The organism is Nonomuraea sp. NPDC003201 (assembly GCF_053590415.1).
Genome location: NZ_JBSFTC010000213.1, coordinates 1 through 20,208, shown reverse-complemented (window position 1 = coordinate 20,208; position 20,208 = coordinate 1). Strand labels below are relative to the sequence as shown.

15 protein-coding genes are annotated in these 20,208 nt (G+C 71.7%); 8 read left to right on the top strand and 7 right to left on the bottom strand.

From position 1 onward, the window contains the following. Positions 1-186: 186 nt before the first annotated feature. The 4 genes from ACWDX9_RS44020 to ACWDX9_RS44005 all read right to left on the bottom strand — a co-directional run bounded on the left by ACWDX9_RS44020 (position 187) and on the right by ACWDX9_RS44005 (position 4,219). Complete coding sequence (locus ACWDX9_RS44020; protein ID WP_449965682.1) at positions 187-351, bottom strand: hypothetical protein; 165 nt, start codon at positions 349-351, stop codon at positions 187-189. 64 nt (positions 352-415) lie between these two features. Then, positions 416-685 carry a WhiB family transcriptional regulator gene (locus tag ACWDX9_RS44015; RefSeq protein ID WP_350725390.1) on the bottom strand — a complete coding sequence of 90 codons (270 nt, stop codon included), beginning with the start codon at positions 683-685 and terminating at the stop codon, positions 416-418. Positions 686-1,236: 551 nt separating this feature from the next. Continuing rightward, positions 1,237-2,106: an acyl-CoA thioesterase II gene (gene tesB, locus ACWDX9_RS44010; protein WP_363971040.1), complete on the bottom strand. Its 870-nt coding sequence runs from the start codon at positions 2,104-2,106 to the stop codon at positions 1,237-1,239. 76 nt (positions 2,107-2,182) lie between these two features. Continuing rightward, positions 2,183-4,219 (bottom strand): ATP-dependent DNA helicase UvrD2, encoded by a 2,037-nt coding sequence (locus tag ACWDX9_RS44005; protein ID WP_449965685.1) that lies wholly within the window; start codon positions 4,217-4,219, stop codon positions 2,183-2,185. A 151-nt stretch (positions 4,220-4,370) separates the two neighbouring features. Between ACWDX9_RS44005 and ACWDX9_RS44000 the strand changes: the two genes are divergently transcribed. Further along, the gene (locus tag ACWDX9_RS44000) at positions 4,371-5,267 is read left to right on the top strand and encodes an alpha/beta hydrolase (RefSeq protein ID WP_449965679.1); all 897 of its coding nucleotides are present in this window, start codon (positions 4,371-4,373) and stop codon (positions 5,265-5,267) included. Between the two features lie 99 nt (positions 5,268-5,366). Continuing rightward, positions 5,367-5,615, top strand: coding sequence for a mycoredoxin (locus ACWDX9_RS43995; RefSeq protein ID WP_185068413.1), 249 nt, complete (start codon positions 5,367-5,369; stop codon positions 5,613-5,615). On the opposite strand, the gene nudC is transcribed toward ACWDX9_RS43995, so the two are convergent. Then, on the bottom strand, positions 5,616-6,590 hold the full coding sequence (gene nudC / locus ACWDX9_RS43990; RefSeq protein ID WP_449965676.1) for an NAD(+) diphosphatase: 975 nt from the start codon (positions 6,588-6,590) through the stop codon (positions 5,616-5,618). It lies immediately after the preceding gene. 185 nt (positions 6,591-6,775) lie between these two features. On the opposite strand from nudC, the gene ACWDX9_RS43985 reads away from it, so the two are divergent. The 4 genes from ACWDX9_RS43985 to ACWDX9_RS43970 are packed head-to-tail and all read left to right on the top strand — an operon-like array spanning position 6,776 to position 11,969. Then, a complete protein-coding gene (locus ACWDX9_RS43985) occupies positions 6,776-7,876 on the top strand; it encodes a siderophore biosynthesis protein (protein ID WP_449965673.1) in 1,101 nt (366 codons plus the stop codon). Continuing rightward, positions 7,873-9,357 (top strand): IucA/IucC family protein, encoded by a 1,485-nt coding sequence (locus ACWDX9_RS43980; protein WP_449965670.1) that lies wholly within the window; start codon positions 7,873-7,875, stop codon positions 9,355-9,357. Before ACWDX9_RS43985 ends, ACWDX9_RS43980 begins: the two co-directional genes overlap by 4 nt. Continuing rightward, a complete protein-coding gene (locus ACWDX9_RS43975) occupies positions 9,358-10,902 on the top strand; it encodes an IucA/IucC family protein (RefSeq protein WP_449965668.1) in 1,545 nt (514 codons plus the stop codon). It abuts the gene before it with no gap. Beyond that, on the top strand, positions 10,899-11,969 hold the full coding sequence (locus tag ACWDX9_RS43970) for a type III PLP-dependent enzyme (protein ID WP_449965665.1): 1,071 nt from the start codon (positions 10,899-10,901) through the stop codon (positions 11,967-11,969). The genes ACWDX9_RS43975 and ACWDX9_RS43970 overlap by 4 nt, the downstream gene beginning before the upstream one ends. On the opposite strand, the gene ACWDX9_RS43965 is transcribed toward ACWDX9_RS43970, so the two are convergent. Both ACWDX9_RS43965 and ACWDX9_RS43960 read right to left on the bottom strand, forming a co-directional pair. Further along, entirely contained in the window at positions 11,929-15,216 is a 3,288-nt protein-coding gene (locus ACWDX9_RS43965) for an ATP-dependent helicase (RefSeq protein WP_449965662.1), read from the bottom strand. The two genes, ACWDX9_RS43970 and ACWDX9_RS43965, sit on opposite strands and share 41 nt — an antisense overlap. After that, a complete protein-coding gene (locus ACWDX9_RS43960) occupies positions 15,210-18,317 on the bottom strand; it encodes an ATP-dependent helicase (protein WP_449965660.1) in 3,108 nt (1,035 codons plus the stop codon). Before ACWDX9_RS43960 ends, ACWDX9_RS43965 begins: the two co-directional genes overlap by 7 nt. 242 nt (positions 18,318-18,559) lie before the next feature. On the opposite strand from ACWDX9_RS43960, the gene ACWDX9_RS43955 reads away from it, so the two are divergent. Continuing rightward, positions 18,560-19,216, top strand: a complete 657-nt coding sequence (locus ACWDX9_RS43955; RefSeq protein WP_449965658.1) for a methyltransferase domain-containing protein — start codon at positions 18,560-18,562, stop codon at positions 19,214-19,216. A 76-nt stretch (positions 19,217-19,292) separates the two neighbouring features. Beyond that, positions 19,293-19,910 (top strand): NUDIX domain-containing protein, encoded by a 618-nt coding sequence (locus ACWDX9_RS43950; protein WP_449965655.1) that lies wholly within the window; start codon positions 19,293-19,295, stop codon positions 19,908-19,910. The last annotated feature ends 298 nt before the right edge of the window (positions 19,911-20,208 follow it).

Below are 20,208 nucleotides of genomic sequence, written 5' to 3'. Positions count from 1 at the left end.
CGGGGGCCGGGGTCCGGGGTCCGGGGTCCGGGGTCCGGGGTCCGGGGTCCGGGGTCCGGGGTCCGGGGTCCGGGCGGCGAGGTTCGGGGGGCGTAGCTATGCGCGGAGAGCCGGGCGCTTCGGGCGCCCGGCTCTCTGCAAAAGGATCTGCGGGGAGATCCTGCGCCGGCGGCAGGATCTCCCCGGTCAGATCTGGCGGGTCAAGGCTTCGCGGAGGCGGTCGTTCGCCCGCTGGACCTTGCGCCGCGCACGCTGCACACGGGTGACGCGCGCGATGAGGCGTTGCTCCTCCGCCTCGCGGTGGAGGGTTTGTATTCGGTCACTCACCAGGTCATGGATGAGATCCGGCACTGCTCGGCTCCTCGTGATCTGAGTGCTCATTGGTTTGTTCGCTTTCTGGTTGAAGGTGCGGTGTTCAGGCAGCGACCGGGTGCTTGCGGGGACGCCCGCGCGGACGCTTACGGGGAACGATCGCTCCCCTGAGGATGAGTTCGCCGCCCCAGACGCCCCACGGCTCCTCGCGCTCGAGCGCGCGGGCCAGGCAGGCCTTCTGGATCGGGCAGCCGCCGCAGAGAGCCTTGGCGAACTCGACGTCCTCCGGCGACTCGGCGAACCACAGGTCAGGGTCGGTACGGCAGGGGATCTTGGCTTCGTCGATCAGGTCCATGATCGTCTTCGCCCCCATCTGCTTTCTCCTTTTGTTCAGATCTTTTTGATCTTGGTCGGGCACCTCGTAGGTGGTCGGGAATCACGGACAAATAAGTAAGGCCGCGGATCCGTCTGAGGATCCGCGGCCTGGGGGCTGTACGCCGGTCAGGTTATGACCGGTGTATCCCTCCAGGGTTGCGGACCCCACAGTCCACCATTGGTGAGCTGGTAAGCCGGCAGTTCGATACGTGCGGTGTAGACAGGAGCAGCTGGCGTGGCAGCGCCAAAGTGGGCGCGCGCGCGGTGGGCGGCGGCCTGGCTACGGGCAGACTTCTCCTGCCGCAGCTTGGTGGGACCGTCAACGAGTCTCACCGAGTTACGGCATGCGGAAGCGAGCCACTGCGTAGCTGCCATCTGAATGCTGATCACGGTGACTCACCTCCACCCTCTGGATCGTCGGAACAGTAGTGTCCGACTCGCTTGACCATGACCCTAAACCGGGAACCCGGGAAGGGGCAACATATTTTCTACCTGCGATTTTGTTACATTGACCGCGCCTGGCGGCCTATTGCACGCGGCGTGTCGGCACTATTTCGTCAGGCGGATCATGGCCTCTTGGACGACCGAGACCACGAGCTCCCCCGAGGCAGTGAACATCTCGCCGCGTGCGAGTCCCCGAGCTCCCCCCGACCAGGGGGATTCCTGAGCATAGAGCAACCAGTCGTCGGCCCTGAAGGGACGGTGGAACCACATGGCGTGGTCCAGCGAGGCGCCGGAGACGTTGGAGGCGCCCCAGGCCATGCCGTGGGCCAGCAGGATCGTGTCGACCAGCGTGAAGTCGGACGCGTACGCGGCCAGCACCACGTGCAGGAGCGGGTCGTCGGGCAGGTCCGCGTGATAGCGGAACCACACGTTGGTCTCGGCGCTGCGCAGGTCGGGGTTCTTGAACGCCTCCCAGGTGAGCGGCGAGACGTACCTGGCGTCCACCGGGCGGGGGCGCGAGAACCACTCGCGGAGCTCGGGGTGATCGCCGACCGCCTCGAACATCCGCTCCCGGAACGTGGGGAGCGTCTCGGGGTCGGGCACCTGCGGCATGACGGACGCCTGATGCGTCACACCCTCCTCGGCGATGTGGAACGACGCCGACATCGTGAAGATCGCCTTGCCGTGCTGGACGGCGACGATCCTGCGGGTGGTGAACGAACGGCCGTCGCGGAGGCGGTCGACGTTGTAGATGATCGGGATGGAGGGGTCGCCCGGCCGGATGAAGTAGGCGTGCAGAGAGTGGACGTGACGGTCCTTCGGCACCGTACGGCCGGCCGCCACGAGGGCCTGGGCCGCCACCTGACCACCGAAGACGCGCTGGATACGTTCCTCCGGGCTCCGTCCCCGGAAGATGTCGAGCTCGATCTGCTCCAGGTCGAGCAGATCCAGCAGCTCCTTCAGCGCCTCGTTCACGTATTCGTCCCCCTTGGGCTCTCGGGTGTTGGGGACAAGTCTGACGTGCCCCTTATATGGGACTAAAGCGGGGCTGTCAGTCGGCGCGACAGAGAGACAGGACGGCCTCGCCGTACCGGTCCACTTTGATCTTGCCGATGCCCGCTATCGACAGCAGCTCCTGCTCCGTGGAAGGCGCGCGCTCCGCGATGGCCTGGAGGGTCACGTCCGTGAAGACGACGTACGGCGGGACCTTGGCCTCCTTGGCGGTGGCGGTGCGCCAGGCCTTCAGGCGTTCGAGGAGGGCCTCGTCGTAGTCCGCCGGGCACGTGGAGCACCGCCCCAGCTTCTGCTCAGCGGCCGCCACCAGCGTCTTCGCGCACACCCGGCAGCTCACCGGCGCCGCCACCGCACGCCGTTCGCGGGGGGCGGTCGAGACGCGGGGTGGGGACGACGAGGAGGTGCGGGAGCCGAGACCGTCGAGGAAACGGGAGGGACGGCGGGTCCTGCGGGCGCCGGGGGCGCGGGCGCCGGCCCAGGAGAGGGAGAGGTGCTCCCGGGCTCGGGTGACGCCCACGTAGAGGAGGCGGCGCTCCTCCTCGATCTGCTCCGGGGACTCGGCGTAGATGATGGGGAGCATGCCGTCGGTCAGGCCGACCAGGAAGACGGCGTCCCACTCCAGGCCCTTGGCGGCGTGGAGCGAGGCCAGGGTGACGCCCTCCACGGGCGGGGCGTGCTGCTCGGAGGCCCGGCGCTCCAGCTCGGCCACGAACGCGGGCAGGTCGCCGCCCTCGGCCGCCATGTCCTCCGCCAGGTCCGCCAGCGCCTTCAGGGACTCCCACTTCTCCCTGGCCTTGCCGCCGCCCGGCGGGGACGGGGTCAGGCCGACGCCGGTCAGGATGTGGTGGACCTCGGCGGCCAGCGGCTCCCCGGCATAGGCGCGGGCCGCGCCGCGCAGGAGGACGACCGCCTGCCGGACCTCCGGGCGGTCGAAGAAGCGCTCGGCGCCGCGCAGCACGTACGGGATCTCGGCCTTGGACAGGGCCTCCTCGTACGCCTCCGACTGCGAGTTGACGCGGAACAGGATCGCGATCTCCCGCGATGGCACGCCCTTGTCCATCAGCTTCCTGATCGCGCGGGCCGCACCCGCCGCCTCGGCCGGCTCGTCGTCGTAGTCGGAGATCGACGGCTTGGGGCCGTCGGGGCGCTGGGCCACCAGGTCGAGCCGGTGCGGAGATCTGACGATCAGCCGGTTGGCCAGCTCGACCACCTGCGGGGTCGAACGGTAGTCGCGCACCAGCTTGATGACGGCGGCGTCGGGATGCTCGACCGCGAAGCCCGTCAGGTAGCGCGGGGTGGCGCCGGTGAAGGAGTAAATCGTCTGGTTGGGGTCGCCGACCACGCAGAGGTCGTCGCGGCCCCCGAGCCAGGTGTCGAGCAGGAGCTTCTGCAGCGGGTTGACGTCCTGGTACTCGTCCACCACGAAGTAGCGGTACTGCTGGCGGATCTGCCCCGCGACCTCCTTGTGCTCGGTCATCACGGCGGCGGTCAGCTCGAGGATGGTCTCGAAGTCGACCAGGTGGCGTTCGCGCCTGATCTGCTCGTACGCCTCATAAAGGCGAGCGACCTCCTCCGGCGGGACCGGCGGCGTGCGGTGGTATTTCACCGCGGCCGTCACGTAGTCCTCCGGCCCGATCTGGGTGACCTTGGCCCACTCGAGCTCGGCCGCGATGTCCCGCAACTCGGACCGGTCCGGAGTTTTCCGGACCTGGCGGCAGGCCTCCGCCAGCACCGGAAGCTTGGACTCGATCACCGAGGGCGCCTCGCCGCCGATGACCCTCGGCCAGAAGTAGGTGAGCTGCCGCAGCGCTGCCGCGTGGAACGTGCGGGCCTGCACGCCGGGCGCCCCGAGCGCGCGCAGCCGCTGGCGCAGCTCCCCCGCCGCCCGAGTGGTGAACGTCACAGCGAGCACGCTCTGCGCGTCGACCACCCCGCTGCGGACCGCGTGCGCGATGCGATGGGTGATCGCCCTGGTCTTGCCGGTGCCCGCGCCGGCCAGCACACACACCGGACCGCGCACGGCCTCGGCCACCGCGCGCTGCTCGGGGTCGAGACCGGCCAGGACGTCATCCATATTGTTCACCCGTTCATCCTCGCAGGTGTAGCGGACAGCCTCTTTATTCTGGCAACATGCGGGCCGACGTATGTTCATAGCCACCAGATGCAAAGAACCGGTCTCTTCCCTCACAATGGGTCCGACCATCTGCATGGGGGAAAGGAAGGCCGTGCGAACTGCGGTTTTCGCGGGCGTGCTCGCGCTCGCTGCCGTCGTGCTCACACCCGTGGCCGCCAGCGCCAACAAGGAGCCGACGCCCGGCCCCACCGACGTGGTCGACCAGTACGGGCTCGGCGACTTCGCCTCCGAGACCGTCTCGTACGGCCCCCAGGCACGTCAAGCCATGGACGTCTGGTGGACGCCCGACGGCCAGCAGCGCCCCGGTGTGTTCCTGATCCACGGCGGCTGGTGGTCGGGCGGTGACAAGCGCTACATGAAGGAGATCGTCCGCCAGTACGCCGAGCTGGGCTACACGGTCTTCAACCTCAACTACCGGCTCTCCGGCGACGCGGCGTGGCCCGCGCAGCGCTCAGACGCGCTGGCCGCCATCGCGCTGGCCCGCAAGCACGCCGAGCGGTGGGCGTTCGACCCGAGCAACTACGTGGTGGTGGGCTTCTCCGCCGGCGGCCACATCGCGGCGGCCGTGGGCACGTACGGCGACGGCATCTCCGGCCTCAAGGGCGTCGTGGGTCTGTCTCCGATCATCTCGCCGCTGCGCGCCTACTCCGACGGCGAGAAGTCCGACGACCCCAACAAGCGCAAGCTCCGCACGGCCGCCATCCGCCTGGCCGGAGGCTGCGCGCCCAAGGGCAAGTGCTCGCGGGTCTGGGCCAGCATGGAGGTGGCCTGGCACGCCAGCCGCAAGGACGCGCCGATGCTGACCGTGCACTCCAAGGACGAGTTCGTGCCGCCGCTGCAGAGCCAGGTGCTCAAGACGATGCTGGGGCAGGTGGGCGTGCCCGTGACGGTGATCACCCAGCCGGGCATCAACCACAGCAACCCGCTCTATCGCGAGCCCGGGGTGGCCGAGCAGGTGCAGGCCTGGATCGCCGACCGCATCGGCTGAGCGCCTGAGGCGGGACACTCCCGCCTCAGGAATGAACTTGCACAGTCCGGTTGTTGCACGGAGCGCCTATTTTCCCGATCTCCGGAGGGATCTCCCGACATGGCGCTCACCGTCTACAGCACCACCTGGTGCGGCCCCTGCAAGCGGCTCAAGTCCCAGCTCACGCGTGAGGGCATCAGCTTCAAGGACATCGACATCGAGCGCGACCCGTCGGCGGCCGAGTTCGTGATGAGCGTCAACAACGGCAACCAGGTGGTGCCGACCGTGGTGATCGACACCCCCGACGGCCGCGTCGTGCGCACGAACCCTTCAGCTCTCGAGGTCAAGGCCCTGCTCGGGGCCGCCTGATCACCAGTCGCCGGTCAGCTCGCCGCCGTACCAGGTCTCGATCAGGCGGCGGGCGATCGACACCGGCGGGGGCAGGCGCAGCTCGCCGGACTCCAGCGCTCGCGCCAGCTCCTCGCGCGAGAACCAGCGGGCCTCGGCGATCTCCTCGGCGTCCGGCGTGAGCTCGGTCGAGATCGCCTCGGCGAAGAAGCCCAGCATGAGGCTGCGCGGGAACGGCCAGGGCTGGCTGCCGAGATAGCGCGGGCGGACGACGGTGACGCCGACCTCCTCCGCCACCTCACGGGCGACGGCGTGCTCCAGCGACTCCCCCGGCTCCACGAACCCCGCCAAGATCGACAGCCGCCCCTCCGGCCACTGCGGGCCGCGGGCGAGCAGGCAGCGGTCGTCCTCGTCGCGGACCAGCATGATGACCGCGGGGTCGACGCGGGGGAAGTGCTGGCTGCCGTCCTGTGGACAGACGCGGATGTGCCCGCCGGCCCGCACGTCGGTGCGGGTGCCGCAGCGCGGACAGTATTCGTGGGTCGTGTGCCAGGCCTCCAGCGCCACGGCGTAGACCAGCAGGCCGGCGTCGCGGTCGCCGAGCAGGCCCCCGACCTGGCGCAGCCCGGCCGCCACCGGCTCGCCCTCGGGCGTGTCGCGCAGGCTCATGGGCACTGTCAGGCGCCCGTTGACGTCGCCTCCGGGGCCGCTGGGCAGCGGCGCCGCCACCGCGAAGTAGGCCACACCGTCCTCGACCCCGAGCAGGTAGCGCTCGCCCGGCGGCGCGTCGGCCGGCGCGTAGAGCACCGCCTGCACCGTGTCTCCCGACCGCCGCACCAGCGTGTGACCGTCGTCGATCACCAGCACCCTGGTCGACGGATCGGTCCACGCCTGCTCCAGCCACTGCTCGTTGGCCCGCAGCGCCGAGGATCTGTCGATGGTGCCGCGTGCCAGAAGCAGAGGCCCGATGAGTTGCTCTTCCGCGGTCGTCTCCACAGGCCGTCCCCTCCCGAAATCCCCTGTCATCCTATGACCTCGCAGTTAGCCGGCGATTACGGTATCCGGGCCCCGGGGTGATCTCTCTCGGGCTAAGATCGATGAGTTAGGTTAGCCTTACCTGATCCTTCGGGGGTGCCTTCGCGTTGCGGCTCTACCTGACCGCGCTCAAAACAACCGATTCCGTGACGGACGGCTTCCTGCCCGCGGCCGAGGCGCTGGGGCTGGAGGTCACGGTCCTGACGGATCGGCCGGAGCGGCATCCGTACGCGGTGGCGTGCGACGTGCGTGACCCGCGGGCCCTCATCGACGCCGTCGAGAGCCTCGGCAGGCCGGACGCGATCTTCACCAACTCGGACCACCTGCAGGCGGAGACGGCGCTCGCGGCGGCCTACTTCGGGCTGCCCGGGAAGGACTGGCGGGCCTGCGTGGCCGCCAAGAACAAGTTCCTGACGCGCCGCAGGCTCCTCGAGGCCGGGGTCGAGGAGGTGTGGTCGATCCGGCTCGCCCCCGGCGATCCGGTGCCCGAGCGCCTCCCCTACCCGGTCGTGCTGAAACCGCGTGAGGGCGTGGCCAGCGAGGACGTCATGCTCGTCGAACGCGACCTGGCCGGCGCCGTGGCCCTGGTCAGGAAGCGGCGGCCGGGCGAGACGCTGGTCGTCGAGGAGTACCTGGAAGGGCCGCTGCGGACGCTGGAGACGCTGGGGGACGCGTCCGGGACGCGGGTGCTCGGCGGGTTCGAGACGACGCTGGGGGCGCTGCCGTACTTCATCGAGGAACGGCTCGACTGGGCGCCGCGGGACGGGACGCACGAGCACGTGCTGGCGGCGCTGCGGGCGCTGGGAGTCGGGTTCGGGGCGTGCCACACCGAGTACGTGGTCACTCCGCGAGGGCCCCGGATCGTCGAGGTGAACTACCGGGTGATCGGCGACCATTGCGACTTCCTGCTCGGTGATGTGCTCGGGGTGCCGCTGTTCGAGTGGATCCTGCGGGTGCATCTCGGGGAAGCCGTGCCCGACATTCCGGAAATTTCGTCGTACGGGAGTGCGGTCAGCCTCGTCGCCGACCGGGCCGGAACCGTCAAGGACGCCCCCGGGGCCGAGACCTTCGTCGAAGGGGACGTCCGGCTGTGGCACCGGCCGCTGCGAGCCGCCGGGGACGTCATCTCGCTCACGCACACGAACCGGGACTATCTGGGCGTCGTACGTGCCGTCGGGCCCTCCCGGGCCGCCGTGGACGCGGCCGTCGAGTCCTACCGGACCGCGCGGCCGTGGGTGGTCGAATGAGCGATCGGGAGGCCTATCTGGCCGCCCGGGTCCTGAACGCGTTGCTGCGCGAGGACTACGGCGCGCTGTCCTCCCGGATCAGCCGGACCAAGGACGGCGCGGGGCTGCTTCTGGCGGACGGCCGGTGGGTGCGCCTGGAGCCCGGCGGGCTGTTCCAGGACTTCGTGGTCGCGTCGGAGGAGCGGCTCGGGCTGGAGCAGGTGCTGGAGACGCTGGTGGAGGTGGCGGACCCGGCGGACTCGGAGGGGGTCGCGGCCTTCTTCGAGGAGTGCCTGGCGGCCCTGACCGCTCTGGAGCTGCACGACTCGCATGCCGGCGAGGTGCTCGCGCGGGGGCCGTCCTATGAGGCGCTGGCCGCCTTCGTGGACCATCCCGTCTATCCGACGTCCCGGGCGCGGGTGGGGCTGTCGGAGGAGGAGCTGCTGGCGTACGCGCCGGAGTTCGCGCCCTCGTTCGAGCTGCGGTGGGCTGCCGTGCCCCGCCGGGCGCTCGCGCCGGGCTCCGCCGGGCGCTTCCCCGCCGACGCGGGCGGGTGGGAGGTGGGGCCGGACGAGGTGCTGTTCCCCGTCCACCCGCTGACGGCCGGCGAGGTGCGGAAGATCGACGGGGTACGGCTGCTCGACGAGGCGCGGTTGACCGTGCGGCCCACGCTGTCCATGCGGACCGTCGAGATCGACCCCCGTACCCATCTCAAGCTGCCCCTCCCCATCAGCACCCTGGGCGCCCGGAACAGACGGTCGATCAAGCCGGGCACGCTGGGCGACGGGGCGAGGGCCGAGCTGCTGCTCCGGGAGCTGGCCGGCCCGGACGTGCTGCTGGCCGACGAGCAGGTCCACGCGCACGCCGGGCACGAGTACCTGGCCTGGATGGTCAGGCGGCTGCCCGAGGGCAAGATCGTGCCGGTGGCCGCGCTGGGCGCGCCCGGGGTGCTCGACGAGCTGGGCGACGTCGTCCCCGCCTACCTGCGGCTGCTGCTGCGCTGGAACGTACGGCTCTTCGTGCGCTACGGCGTCGCCCTCGAAGCCCACCAGCAGAACCTCGCCCTCGTCTGCCAAGGCGACCGGACGCGGCTGCTCGTCAAGGACAACGACGGGCTGCTGGCCTCACCCGCGAGGCTGCGGGCGGCCGGGATCGAGGTGCCCGCGTTCGCCGACGAGCGGATGCTGAACGACGATCCGCACGCGCTGGCCGACGTGTTCGTGACCATCACGCTGCATCTGGCCGCCGCCGCCGTGGCGTTCGGGGCGATGCCGCACGCCGAGGCCGCGGCGCTGCTGCGCGGCACGCTGGCCGAGGCCCTCGACGAGTACGGCGAGGACCCCATGGCCAGGATCCTGCGCGCCAGGACTCTGGACGCGGCCAGGCTCACCGGCAAGTCCATGATCACCGCTGGGACGCTCGTCGCGAAGGAACGCTCCGGCGCCCGCGACGTCAACAAGTTCTACGGCACCAGCGGGCCCAACTACCTGAGGAGAGCTTGAATGCACGCTCCGGCCCTCGACGCGCCCTCTGCGCCGGCTGAGGAAACAGCCGAGGAGGCGACGCTGGCGGCCCTGCTGCGCTGCTGCGTGCGGGAGGTGGCCGGGCCGCGCGGTCTGGTCTGGCCCGCGCCGCCGTACCTGCTGCTGCGGGTGGCGGGCACGCTGCTGCGGGTCCGCACCCACGGCGGCGCGGCGCTGCGCTTCGACGGCCGCCCTGAGCGCCTGGAAGAGGGCGCCTGGCAGCCGCTGACGACCGGCGAGCTGGTACGGATGGTCGAGTCCGACCTCCACGGGGCGAACGGCGAGTTCGCCGAGCAGGTGGCGGCCAGCCGCGAGGCGGTGGCCATGATCCTGCGCGCTCGGGAGGACGCCGTCCCGCCCGCCGATCCGTGGCTGGCCTCGGAGCAGGCGCTGGTGTTCGGCCATCCCTTCCACCCCAGCCCCAAGGCGCGCGGCGGGGACGGCTGGCTGCGCTACGCACCCGAGGCGCACGCCGAGTTCCCCGTCCGGCTGCTCGGCGTGCGTGAGGACGTGCTGGCCGAGGGCGGCGACGCGTCGGTGCTCGACACGATGGGGGAGGCGCCGCGCGGCTACCGGCTGCTTCCGGCGCACCCGTGGCAGGTGGAGCTGCTGAGGCCCGCGTTCGGGGCCGAGCTGATCGACCTGGGGCCGGGCCCGGTGGTCCTGCCGACCTCGTCCGTGCGGACCGTGTACGCGCCCGGGGCGGAGGCGTGCCTGAAGTTCTCCCTGGACGTGCGGATCACGAACTGCGTGCGCAAGAACGCCTGGTACGAGCTGGCCGGCGCCGTGGAGCTCACCTCCCGCCTGGGCCCGATCCTCAAGGAGGTCGCCAACAGGCACCCCGCCACCCGCTGGCTCCCCGAGCCCGGCTACCGCTCGGCGGCCCTCGGCACCCGGCTCCACGAGGACCTCGGCGTGATCGTCCGGCAGAGCCCCTGGACCGCCTGCTCCCCCGGCGTGACCCCGGTGCTGGCCGCCGCGCTGGCCCTCGGCGCGCCGGTCAAGGACCCGCTCGCCTGGTGGCGGGCGTACGTGGCGGCGGTCGCGCTGCCCGTCCTGGAGCTGTATTTCGCGTACGGCGTCGTTCTGGAGCCCCACCTGCAGAACGTCCTGGTCGGCCTGGACGCGGACGGGCTCCCCGCGGAGGCCGTCTTCCGTGACCTGGAGGGCACCAAGCTCGTGGCCGGCCGCCACGACCTCGCCGGCCTGCACCCCGAGGTGGCCGCGGCCCTCACCTACGACGCCGAGCGCGGCTGGGCCCGCGTGGTGTACTGCCTGCTCGTCAACCACCTCACCGAGATCGCCGCCACCGTCGCGGGAGCGGACGACGGGCTGCTGCGCGAGCTGTGGCGGATCGCCCGCGACCTGCTCGCCGGCCAGGCGGACGAGCTCGGCCGGCCACTGCCCCTGTCGGACCTGCTGGCCGGCGCGCCACTGCCCGCCAAGGCGAACCTGGGCGTCCGCTGGGCGCGGGCGGCCGACCGCGCCGCCGGTTACGTCCCGATCGCGAACCCGCTCGCATGATCACCGACCGCGTCCAGGACGCCGCGCTGCGCCTCGGTGCGGCCCCCGCCTACCTGTACGACCTGCCCGCGCTGGACGAGCACGCCGCCTCCGTACGGCGGGCGCTCGGCGGGGTCGAGCTCTACTACGCCGTCAAGGCCAATCCGGACGCCGAGCTGCTGCGCGTGCTGGCCGGGCACGTGGACGGGTTCGAGGCGTCGTCGGCGGGCGAGCACCAGCACGTCACGACGCTGTTCCCGGGCAAGCCGGTCGCGCTCGGGGGCCCCGGCAAGACCGACGCCGAGCTGCGCCTGCCGCACCACCGCATCCACGTCGAGTCCCCGAACGAGCTGCGCCGCCTCCTCGCCACCGGCCTGGAAGCCGACGTGCTGCTCAGGCTCAACCCCGACCTGCCGGTCGAGGGCGCCGCGCTCACGATGAGCGGGCCGTTCGGCATGGACGAGCAGGGCGTGGCGGAGTGCCTGCCGCTGTTCACCGAGCGGGTACGCCTGCGCGGCCTGCACACCCACCTGGCCAGCGGCCTGGACGCCCCTCAGCTCCTGACCCTCGCCAAGGCCCTGCTGGACAACGAGCACGAGGAGGTCAACCTGGGCGGCGGCATGGCGGTGTCCTACGCGGCACCGGAGTCCAGGTTCGACTGGGCGGCGTACGGGGCGGGCCTCGCGGCCGTCCGGGGCGGGAGACGCCTGCGGATCGAGCCCGGCCGGGCGCTGACCGCGTACTGCGGCTATTACGTGACCAGGGTCGTGGACGTGAAGCGGGTGCGCGGCGAGGCGTACGCGATCCTGCTGGGCGGCACCCACCACCTGCGGACGCCGGCGACCAAGGGCCACGACCAGCCGTTCACGATCCTGCCCACGGGCAAGGGGCCGGGCCTGGCGGACGAGCCGATCACGTTCGTCGGCCAGCTATGCACCCCAAAGGACGTTTTTTCCCGAAAAATCGTGACCTCGGCCCGCGTCGGGGACACCGTGGTCTTCGAGATGGCCGGCGCCTACGCCTGGAACATCTCCCACCACGACTTCCTCATGCATCCGAAGCCGGCTTTCCACCATCTACGAGCCTGACCCCCTCGATGAGCGCGACCAGGCCGTCGGCGTCGAGCAGGTCGACCGGGCGCACGGTGCGGTTGGCGCGTACGAAGTGGAAGGCCGCCCGCACCTTCTCCAGCGGCACCCCCGCCAGGTGCGACCAGGCCAGCCGGTACGCGGCCAACTGCACCGACGCCACCCTGGTGGCCTTCTTCCCCCTGGGCGGCTCGCCGGTCTTCCAGTCGACGACCTCGTAGCCGCCGTCGGGCAGCTCGAAGACCGCGTCCATCCGCCCGCGCACGAGCCGGTCGGCGATCATGGTCTCGAACGGCACCTCCAGATCGACCGGCCGCCGATCGGCCCACTCGCTCTGCTCGAACCGCTCCTGCAGCTCGGCGAGGCGCACATCCGCCTCTTCGAGCTCCTCGTCGTACAGCTCGAGGTCGTCGATCAGGCGCTGCTGGTCCCACCGCGTCTCCAGCCACTTGTGGAACGACGTGCCCCGGCGCGCCAGCGGCGCGGGCTTGACCGGGACGGGGCGGCGGATCCTGCGGGCCAGCTCGCGCGGGTCGCCGGCCAGCGTGACCAGCGACGACACGGTCAGCTTGACCGGCAGCTCGACGATCGTGGCGGGCCGGCGCCGGTGCAGCTCCCGCTCCCGCAGCAGCAGCTCGGTGTCGCGCTCCCAGGCCCGCAGCCGCTCCTCCTCGAACGCCCGCAGCTGCTCGTCGTCCTCCTCGTCGTCGCCGAGCGCCCCGGCCAGGGCGTCCTCGACCAGGCGGGCGCCGTCGAGCACGGACTCGTAGCGCAGGCCCTCGGGCGTGACCGGCCAGATGGCCTCGGCGGGCTCGGCGAGCAGCGGGTTGGTGGCGCCGTCGGCCAGGTCGCCGGCCCAGAACGAGACGCGGTCGGCGGTGTCGCGGATCTCCAGCAGGAAGTCGGACGGCTCCAGCGGCTTGGTGGCGCTCCCCCAGCGGTAGCCGGAGGCGATCAGGTGGTAGTGGGCGCGGGTCACGGCCACGTACGCCAGCCTGCGCTCCTCCATCAGGTCGCGCTCGCGGCAGAGCTCGTCGAACGCGCCCAGCTCCTCCTTGCTCAGCCCGCTCAGCCTCGGCAGGTCGGCGGCGTCGCCGCGGAGCGGGTAGGGGAGCTTGCGCGGGTTTTCGGTCCAGCGGCTGTTCATGACCGGCGTGGCGGGGAAGATGCTGCCCGTCGCGATCGTCCCCTTCGAGCTGACGAGCTGCGACAGGCCCGGCACGACCACGATCGGCCACTCCAAACCCTTGGAGGCGTGCACGGTCATGAGCTTGACGCTGTTGCTGTCGCCGACCCGGCCCGCCTCCAGCCCGAACTCCTCGCTCTCCGCCGCCTGGAGGTAGGCCAGGAACGCGCCCAGCGTCGGGTCTTCCGCGTCGCCCGCGAACCTGGACGCGGCGTCGAGGAACGCGTCGAGATCGGCCCGCGCCGCGAACGTGCTCGTCGTGCCGCTGCGCGCGGCCACCTCGACGTCGAGGCCGATCGTGCGCTCGACCTCGCTGATCAGGTCGGGGAGCGGCTGCGCGGTGTGCGCCCTGAGCCGGCGCAGCTCCTGGGCGAGCGCCACCAGCCTGGTGCGGGCCAGCGGCGAGAACGCCGCCAGCCACTCCTCCCGGTCGGGCAGCTCGTCCAGCGCGTCCACCAGGCTGCCGCGCTCCTCGGCCAGGTCGGCCACCACCTGGTCGAGCGGGTCCTCCTCCCGGCCGCTCTCGCTCAGCTCGCGGGCCAGCAGCCTGGCGTGCTCGCCCAGCACCCGCAGGTCGGCGGGCCCGATCCGCCAGCGGGGCCCGGCCAGCAGCCTGGCCAGCGCGTCGCCGGCCGTCGCGTCGTACAGGACGCGCAGGGTGGCCACGATGTCGGTCACCTCGGGCACGGTCAGCAGGCCGCCGAGACCGACCACCTCGACCGGGATGTCGCGCTCCTCCAGCGCCCTGCGCAGCGCGGGGAACTGCGAGCGCTTGCGCGCCAGGATCGCGACGTCCTGGGGCTGCACGGCGAGCGTCTTCTTGCGCTCCTTCTCGCCCCACGGCAGGCCGTCGGGCGCCGTCTCCGTACCGAGGATCCTGGCGATGCCGTCGGCGACCCACTTCGCCTCGTCCTCGGCCGTCTCGTGGAAGGCGCAGGTGACCCGGCCGCGGTCGACCCGGTTGGGGCCCGGGACCAGGACCGGCACCTCGCGGGCCTCCATGCGCAGCGGGAGCTGGACGCGGGCGGCGACGTCGAGCACCCGGTCGCCGTTGCGGAAGCTGACGCTGAGCTGGCGGACCTCGGCGGGGTCGCCGGAGCTGTCGCGGAAGTCCTGGGGGAAGCGGCGGAGGTTGCCCGCGGAGGCGCCGCGCCAGCCGTAGATGGACTGGCAGGGGTCGCCCACGGCGGTGACCGGGTGGCCGCCGCCGTAAAGGGAGCGCAGCAGGACGAGCTGGGCGTGGCTGGTGTCCTGGTATTCGTCGAGCAGGACCACGGAGTAGCGGGCGCGCTCGATCTCGCCGACCTCCTTGTGGTTGGCGGCGATCCTGGCGGCCAGCGACATCTGGTCGCCGTAGTCGATGACCTCCCGGCCGCGCTTGAGCCGCTCGTACGCCTCCACCATCGGCAGCAGCTGCTCCCTGGCGGACTGGACGCCGAGCGGCTTGCGCTGGGCCACGGTCGTCCGGCCGGGCAGGAGGTCGAGCCTGCCCCGCAGCCACTCCCCCATCCGCCGCACGTCGCCGGCCGAGCGCAGGTGCTCCGACAGCTCGCCGGCCAGCTCCAGCACCGCGGCGGTGACCGACGGCGGGCCCAGCTCGATCCGGTCCATCGGCCCGTCGTACATCGCCACCACCCGCGACGCGAGCTGCCACGACACCGCCGGCGTGACCAGGCGCATGGTGGGCTCCAGCCCTTCGCGCAGGGCGTGGTCGGTGACCAGGCGGGCGGCGTAGGCGTGGTAGGTGGACACGGTCGGCTCGTTGTCGAGCGCGCCCGGCTCCACGAGGCCCGCCTCGGCCAGGCCGTTCAGCCGCTCCCTGACCCGGTTGGCCAGCTCGGCGGCGGCCTTGCGGGTGAAGGTCAGGCCCAGCACGTTTTCCGGTTTGACCAGGCCGTTGGCGACCAGCCAGACCACGCGACCGGCCATGGTCTCGCTCTTGCCCGAGCCCGCGCCGGCCATGACGACCATGGGCTCCAGCGGGGACTCGATGACCGTGGCCTGCTCACGGGTGGGGGGCAGGATGCCGAGCTTGCCGGCGAGTTCGGCGGGGGTCAGCACACCTGGCCCCCGTTGTCGTTGACCGGGCAGCTCGCCCTGGCCGCGCACGTGCGGCAGCCGTCGTTGACCTTGGCCTGGAAGAACGGGCCCGACATGCCGGTCGCCACCGTGTCGACGAGGTCCTTGGCCCAGCCCGGGTCCTTGTCGTCGGCCAGCGGGGGCTGCGCCTGCTCCAGCGCGTCGTTCTTGCCCGCCGCCTTGCCGACCTGGACGAGCGCGGCGCCGCCCGGCTCGGTCATGCCGTGGCGCGCGAAGGCCCCGAGCAGCGCGGCGAGCTGGTAGACGCCGAGCTGGGGGTGGCGGTCGAGGTCGCCGGCCTTGGGCTTGGAGCCGCCGGTCTTGAGGTCGATGATCACGGCGCGGTTGTCGGAGTCGCGCTCGACCCGGTCGACGCGGCCCTTGATCTGGACGCCCTCGGTGACCATCGCCGTGAACGCCTCCTCCAGGGCCACCAGCTCGCGCGGATTCTCCTTGTGCCAGCGCAGGAACTTGCCGATCATCTGCTCGGCGACCTGGCGCTGCTTGCGGTTGTACCAGACGCCGCCGAAGTCGAGGTCGTTCCAGACCTGGTCGAGGCGGTCGCCCAGGAGGTCCTCGCTGGGCAGGTCGGTGGCCGCCAGGACGGCCAGGGCGTGGATGATGTTGCCCAGGCCCTGGGCGGTGCTGGTGCCCGCGGCGCCGACGGCCGTCTCCAGCAGCCAGCGCAGGCCGCACTTGGTGAAGCTCTCGACCGCCGAGGGAGAGATGCTGACGACGTCGTCGGGCCAGCTCAGCGGGCGGTCGTCGGAGATGGGCGTGAGGGCGTACCAGTCGTTGGGGTGGGCCCCCTGGACGCCCGCGGCGGCGAGGCGGGCGAGCTGCCTGGCCGCCTTCTGCCGCATCTTCCTGGGCTTGGTGGGGTCGGTCACCGCGCTGCGCAGGTCGGCCACCAGGGCGGACATGTTCAGCCAGCGGGCCCGGTCGTCCACCGTGGCCGACTCCACCGCTCCCGGCATCAGCTCCGACAGGAACCTGGACGGGCGCTCGTCGGTGTCCTCGCCGCCCACCGCGGTCACCACCAGCCTGCGCCTGGCCCTGGTGGCGGCCACGTAGAACAGCCTGCGCTCCTCGGCCAGCAGCTTGGAGACCAGCGAGGCGGCGTTGGGCTTGGTGCCCTCGACCACCTCGACGAGGTCTTCCACGCCGAGCAGCGACCCGCGCAGCCGCAGGTCCGGCCAGACGCCCTCCTGCACGCCCGCGACGACCACGACGTCCCATTCGAGGCCCTTGGAGCGGTGGGCGGTCAGCACGCGTACGGCGTCGCCGTCGGGGGCCCGGTCGGCCAGCGTGTCGCCGGGGATCTCCTGGGCGGCCAGGTCGTCGATGAACACCTCGGGGCCCGCCTTGGGCATCCGGTCCACGAACCGGGCCGCGTGGTCGAACAGGGCCACCACGGCGTCGAGGTCGCGGTCGGCCTGCGCGCCCCTGGGGCCGCCCTGCAGGCTCTGCTCGGTCCAGCGCCCGGCCAGGCCGCTGGCGTGCCACACGGCCCACAGGAGGTCCTCCGCCGTCCCCTCCTGCTGCGCGGCCTCGCGGGCGGCGGCCAGGAGCTTGGCCACGCGCTCGGCGGGGACGGCGACGTGGTCTTCGACGCGGATGAGCTCCCTGACGTCCTGCACGGCCGCGACCAGCAGCTCGCCGGACGAGCGCGTGCCCTCCGCCTCGTTCTCGGCGATCTTGAGTGCGCGGCGGAGGCGGCGTACGCCGATCATGTCCGTGCCGCCGAGCGGCCCCGTCAGCAGCTCCTCGGCCACACCCTCGTCGAGCTGGGCGGGGTCCATGGCCACGCGGAGCATGGTGAGCAGCGGCCGCACGCCGGGCTCCTGCGCGATCGGCACCTCGTCGCCCGCGATCATCGTCGGCACGCCCGCGTTGACCAGCGCCCGGCGCAGCAGCGGCACCTGGCGCTTGGCCGAGCGGACCAGCACCGCCATCCGGTGCCACGGCACCCCGTCGATCAGGTGCGCGCGCCGCAGGGTGTCGGCCACGATCGCCGCCTCCTGGCTGGTGCTGTCGGCCAGCAGCACCCGCGCGTCGCCGGCGTCCGCGTCGGGCAGCGGCGCCAGGTCGCGGTGGTCGTGCTCGTGCCCGTACGCGTGGTCGGGCATGGGCGCCACCGGCAGCCGGGCCGCCAACCGGCGGGAGGCCTCCAGCAGGTCGGCCCCGCTCCTGCGGCACACCCGCAGCGCCAGCACCGGCGCCTCGCGGCCGTCCCTGCTCTTGAACCGCTCGGGGAACTTCATGATGCCCTGCACGTCGGCGCCCCTGAAGCCGTAGATCGACTGGTCGGGGTCGCCGACGGCGACCAGGTCGGCCCCGTCGCCGGCGAGCTGGGCCAGCAGGAACTCCTGTGCCGGGTCGGTGTCCTGGTATTCGTCCACGAACACCACGTCGTGCGCCGCACGCTCCCGCTCGCGCACCTCCGGCCGGGCCAGTAACGCCGAGGCGGCGCCGATCAGCTCGGCGTAGTCGTAGGTCTCCTCCGGGTCGAGGTCGAACCTGTCCTGGTAGCGCTCGGCGAACCTGCCCGCCGCCGCCCAGTCGCTCCTGCCGTGCAGCCTGCCGAGGGCGATCAGCCGCTCGGGGTCGAGCCCGCGCTCGCTGGCCCTGGACAGGAAGTCGCGCAGCTCCTCGGCGAAACCCCGCGTCTTGAGCGGCTCGCGCAGCGACACCGGCCAGTCGAGCGCGCCGCTCTCCAGCTCGCCGTGGAGCAGCCGCCGGATCTCCAGGAGCTGCTCGGGGCCGGTCAGCAGGCGCGGCGGGGCCTTGCCCTCGAGCACGGCCTCGCGGCGCAGGAGCGTGTACGCGTAGGAGTGGAAGGTGAGGGCCAGCGGCGTGCGGGTGGTGCGGCGCAGGCGGGCGGTGACCCGCTGGCGCAGCTCCTCGGCGGCCTTGCGGCTGAAGGTGAGGATGAGCACGCGCTCGGGGTCGACGCCGCGGCGCTCGATCCTGTCGACGATGCTCTCGACTATCGTGGTGGTCTTGCCGGTGCCCGGACCTGCGAGGACGAGCAGCGGGCCGCTCCGGTGGGCGACCACGGCACGCTGGTGCTCATCGAGCACAGGGGGCGCAACAGGTCCACTGTTGCCGCGTCGCACCAACCGCCAGGTCTGACCACTCACAGCACTAGATTCCACCAGACCACAGGGACAGATCGTGCCGACTTGCCCGGTCTCCCCACGCGATCCGCCTACCGTATCGGGGCGAATCTCCACTTTCTCGCGCGACACGCCGCCCTCATGTTCGCCGACGGCGTTGCCGCGATATATCTTGACTTCTCCAAGACGCGACATATCGTGTTTCTATGACTGACAAGGGATACAAGGGCGTCGGCATGGAGGGCGCGATCGCCCGCTGGTACGCCGCGAGCAACGACAGGTCGCCCGACCGGTTCTCCGACCAGGTCGAACGCGTGCGCGAGCTGGCCGAACCGGGCAGCGAGGTCTTGGAGGTGGCCCCCGGACCCGGCAACCTGTCGATCGCCCTGGCCGGGACCGGCGACTACACGGTCACGGGGCTCGACATCAGCCAGACGTTCGTCGAGATCGCCCGCGCGAAGGCCGCCGAGGCCGGGGTCCGGGTGGACTTCCGCCGCGGGAACGCCTCCGCGATGCCTTTCGGGGACGGGAGCTTCGACTTCGTCGTCTGCTGCGCCGCGTTCAAGAACTTCTCCGACCCCGTCGGGGCGCTCCACGAGATGCACCGGGTGCTGCGGCCCGGCGGCCACGCCCTCGTCATCGACCTGCGCAGGGACGTGTCCAAGGAGGCCGTGGACGCCGACGTGGCCCGGATGGGGATCAGCGGCCTGTCCAGGCTCTTCACGAGGTTCGCCCTGCGGTCCTTCCTGCCTCGGCGGGCGTACACCGAGCCGGAGTTCGAGGACTTCATCGCGCGGACGCGCTTCCGTACGTACGACATCCACACGTCGCCTCTGGCGCTCGACATCGAACTGCGGAAGTGATCGGCAACCTCGCCCACGGAGCGTTCCGGCTTGTAACGTAGGGTCAACATTTCGCCTCGGTGTGGGGGTTGATCGCATGCGGTGGCAGGTCCACTCCGAGAGGTCGCTGTACGCGGACCCGTGGCTGGACATCCGGGTGGCGGATGTGGAGCTGCCCGACGGGCGCCGCCTCGATCATCGGCTCGTACGCATCGCCCCCGGCGCGGGGGCGGTCGTCACCGACGACCAGGACCGGGTGCTGCTGATCTGGCGGCATCGCTTCATCACCGACACGTGGGGCTGGGAGATCCCGCTGGGCCAGGTGGACGAGGGCGAGATGCCTCAGGCGGCGGCCGCGCGCGAGGTCGAGGAGGAGACGGGCTGGCGTCCCGGCCCCCTGCGCCCGCTACTGTCGATCCAGCCGACCAACGGCTTCACCGACAGCCTGCACCACATCTACCGCGCCGACTCGGCCACCCGCATCGGCCCGCCGTCGGACCCGTACGAGGCGGAGCGGGTGGAGTGGGTGCACGCCTCGCGCGTCCGCAAGCTCATCGAGAGCGGCGAGATCGTCTGCGGCACCACCATGTCATCCCTTCTCTACCTCCTGGTGGAGAACCTCCCCAACGGCGGATTCCACCGCACCGAAGACCTCACCTCCGACTACGACCCCAACCGCCGCTTCCTCCTCCCCGACCTCCCAAACCTCTTCTAACGCCACCGCTCAGTCCACTGAAGGCGAAACCGTCGATCTCGCGCACAGGTCCCTACGCCCAAGCGCCTGGCCGGGTTGCGCACCGCACGCATTGCGCCGAGCTACGCCGCACACCATCTCACCGACCCGGCGCCCAGAACGGGGCAAGGCGGCGAAGGGAGCGGTCCCCAGGCGGGCGTGCGGGGCGGCGGGTGGGTGGGGGCGGGGAGTGGCGCGTCCTTGACCACGGAGCCGGTCAAGGACGCGCGTCGTCACGGCGAGCAGCCCGTGAGCCTTCACGACCGGCCATGACAGACGG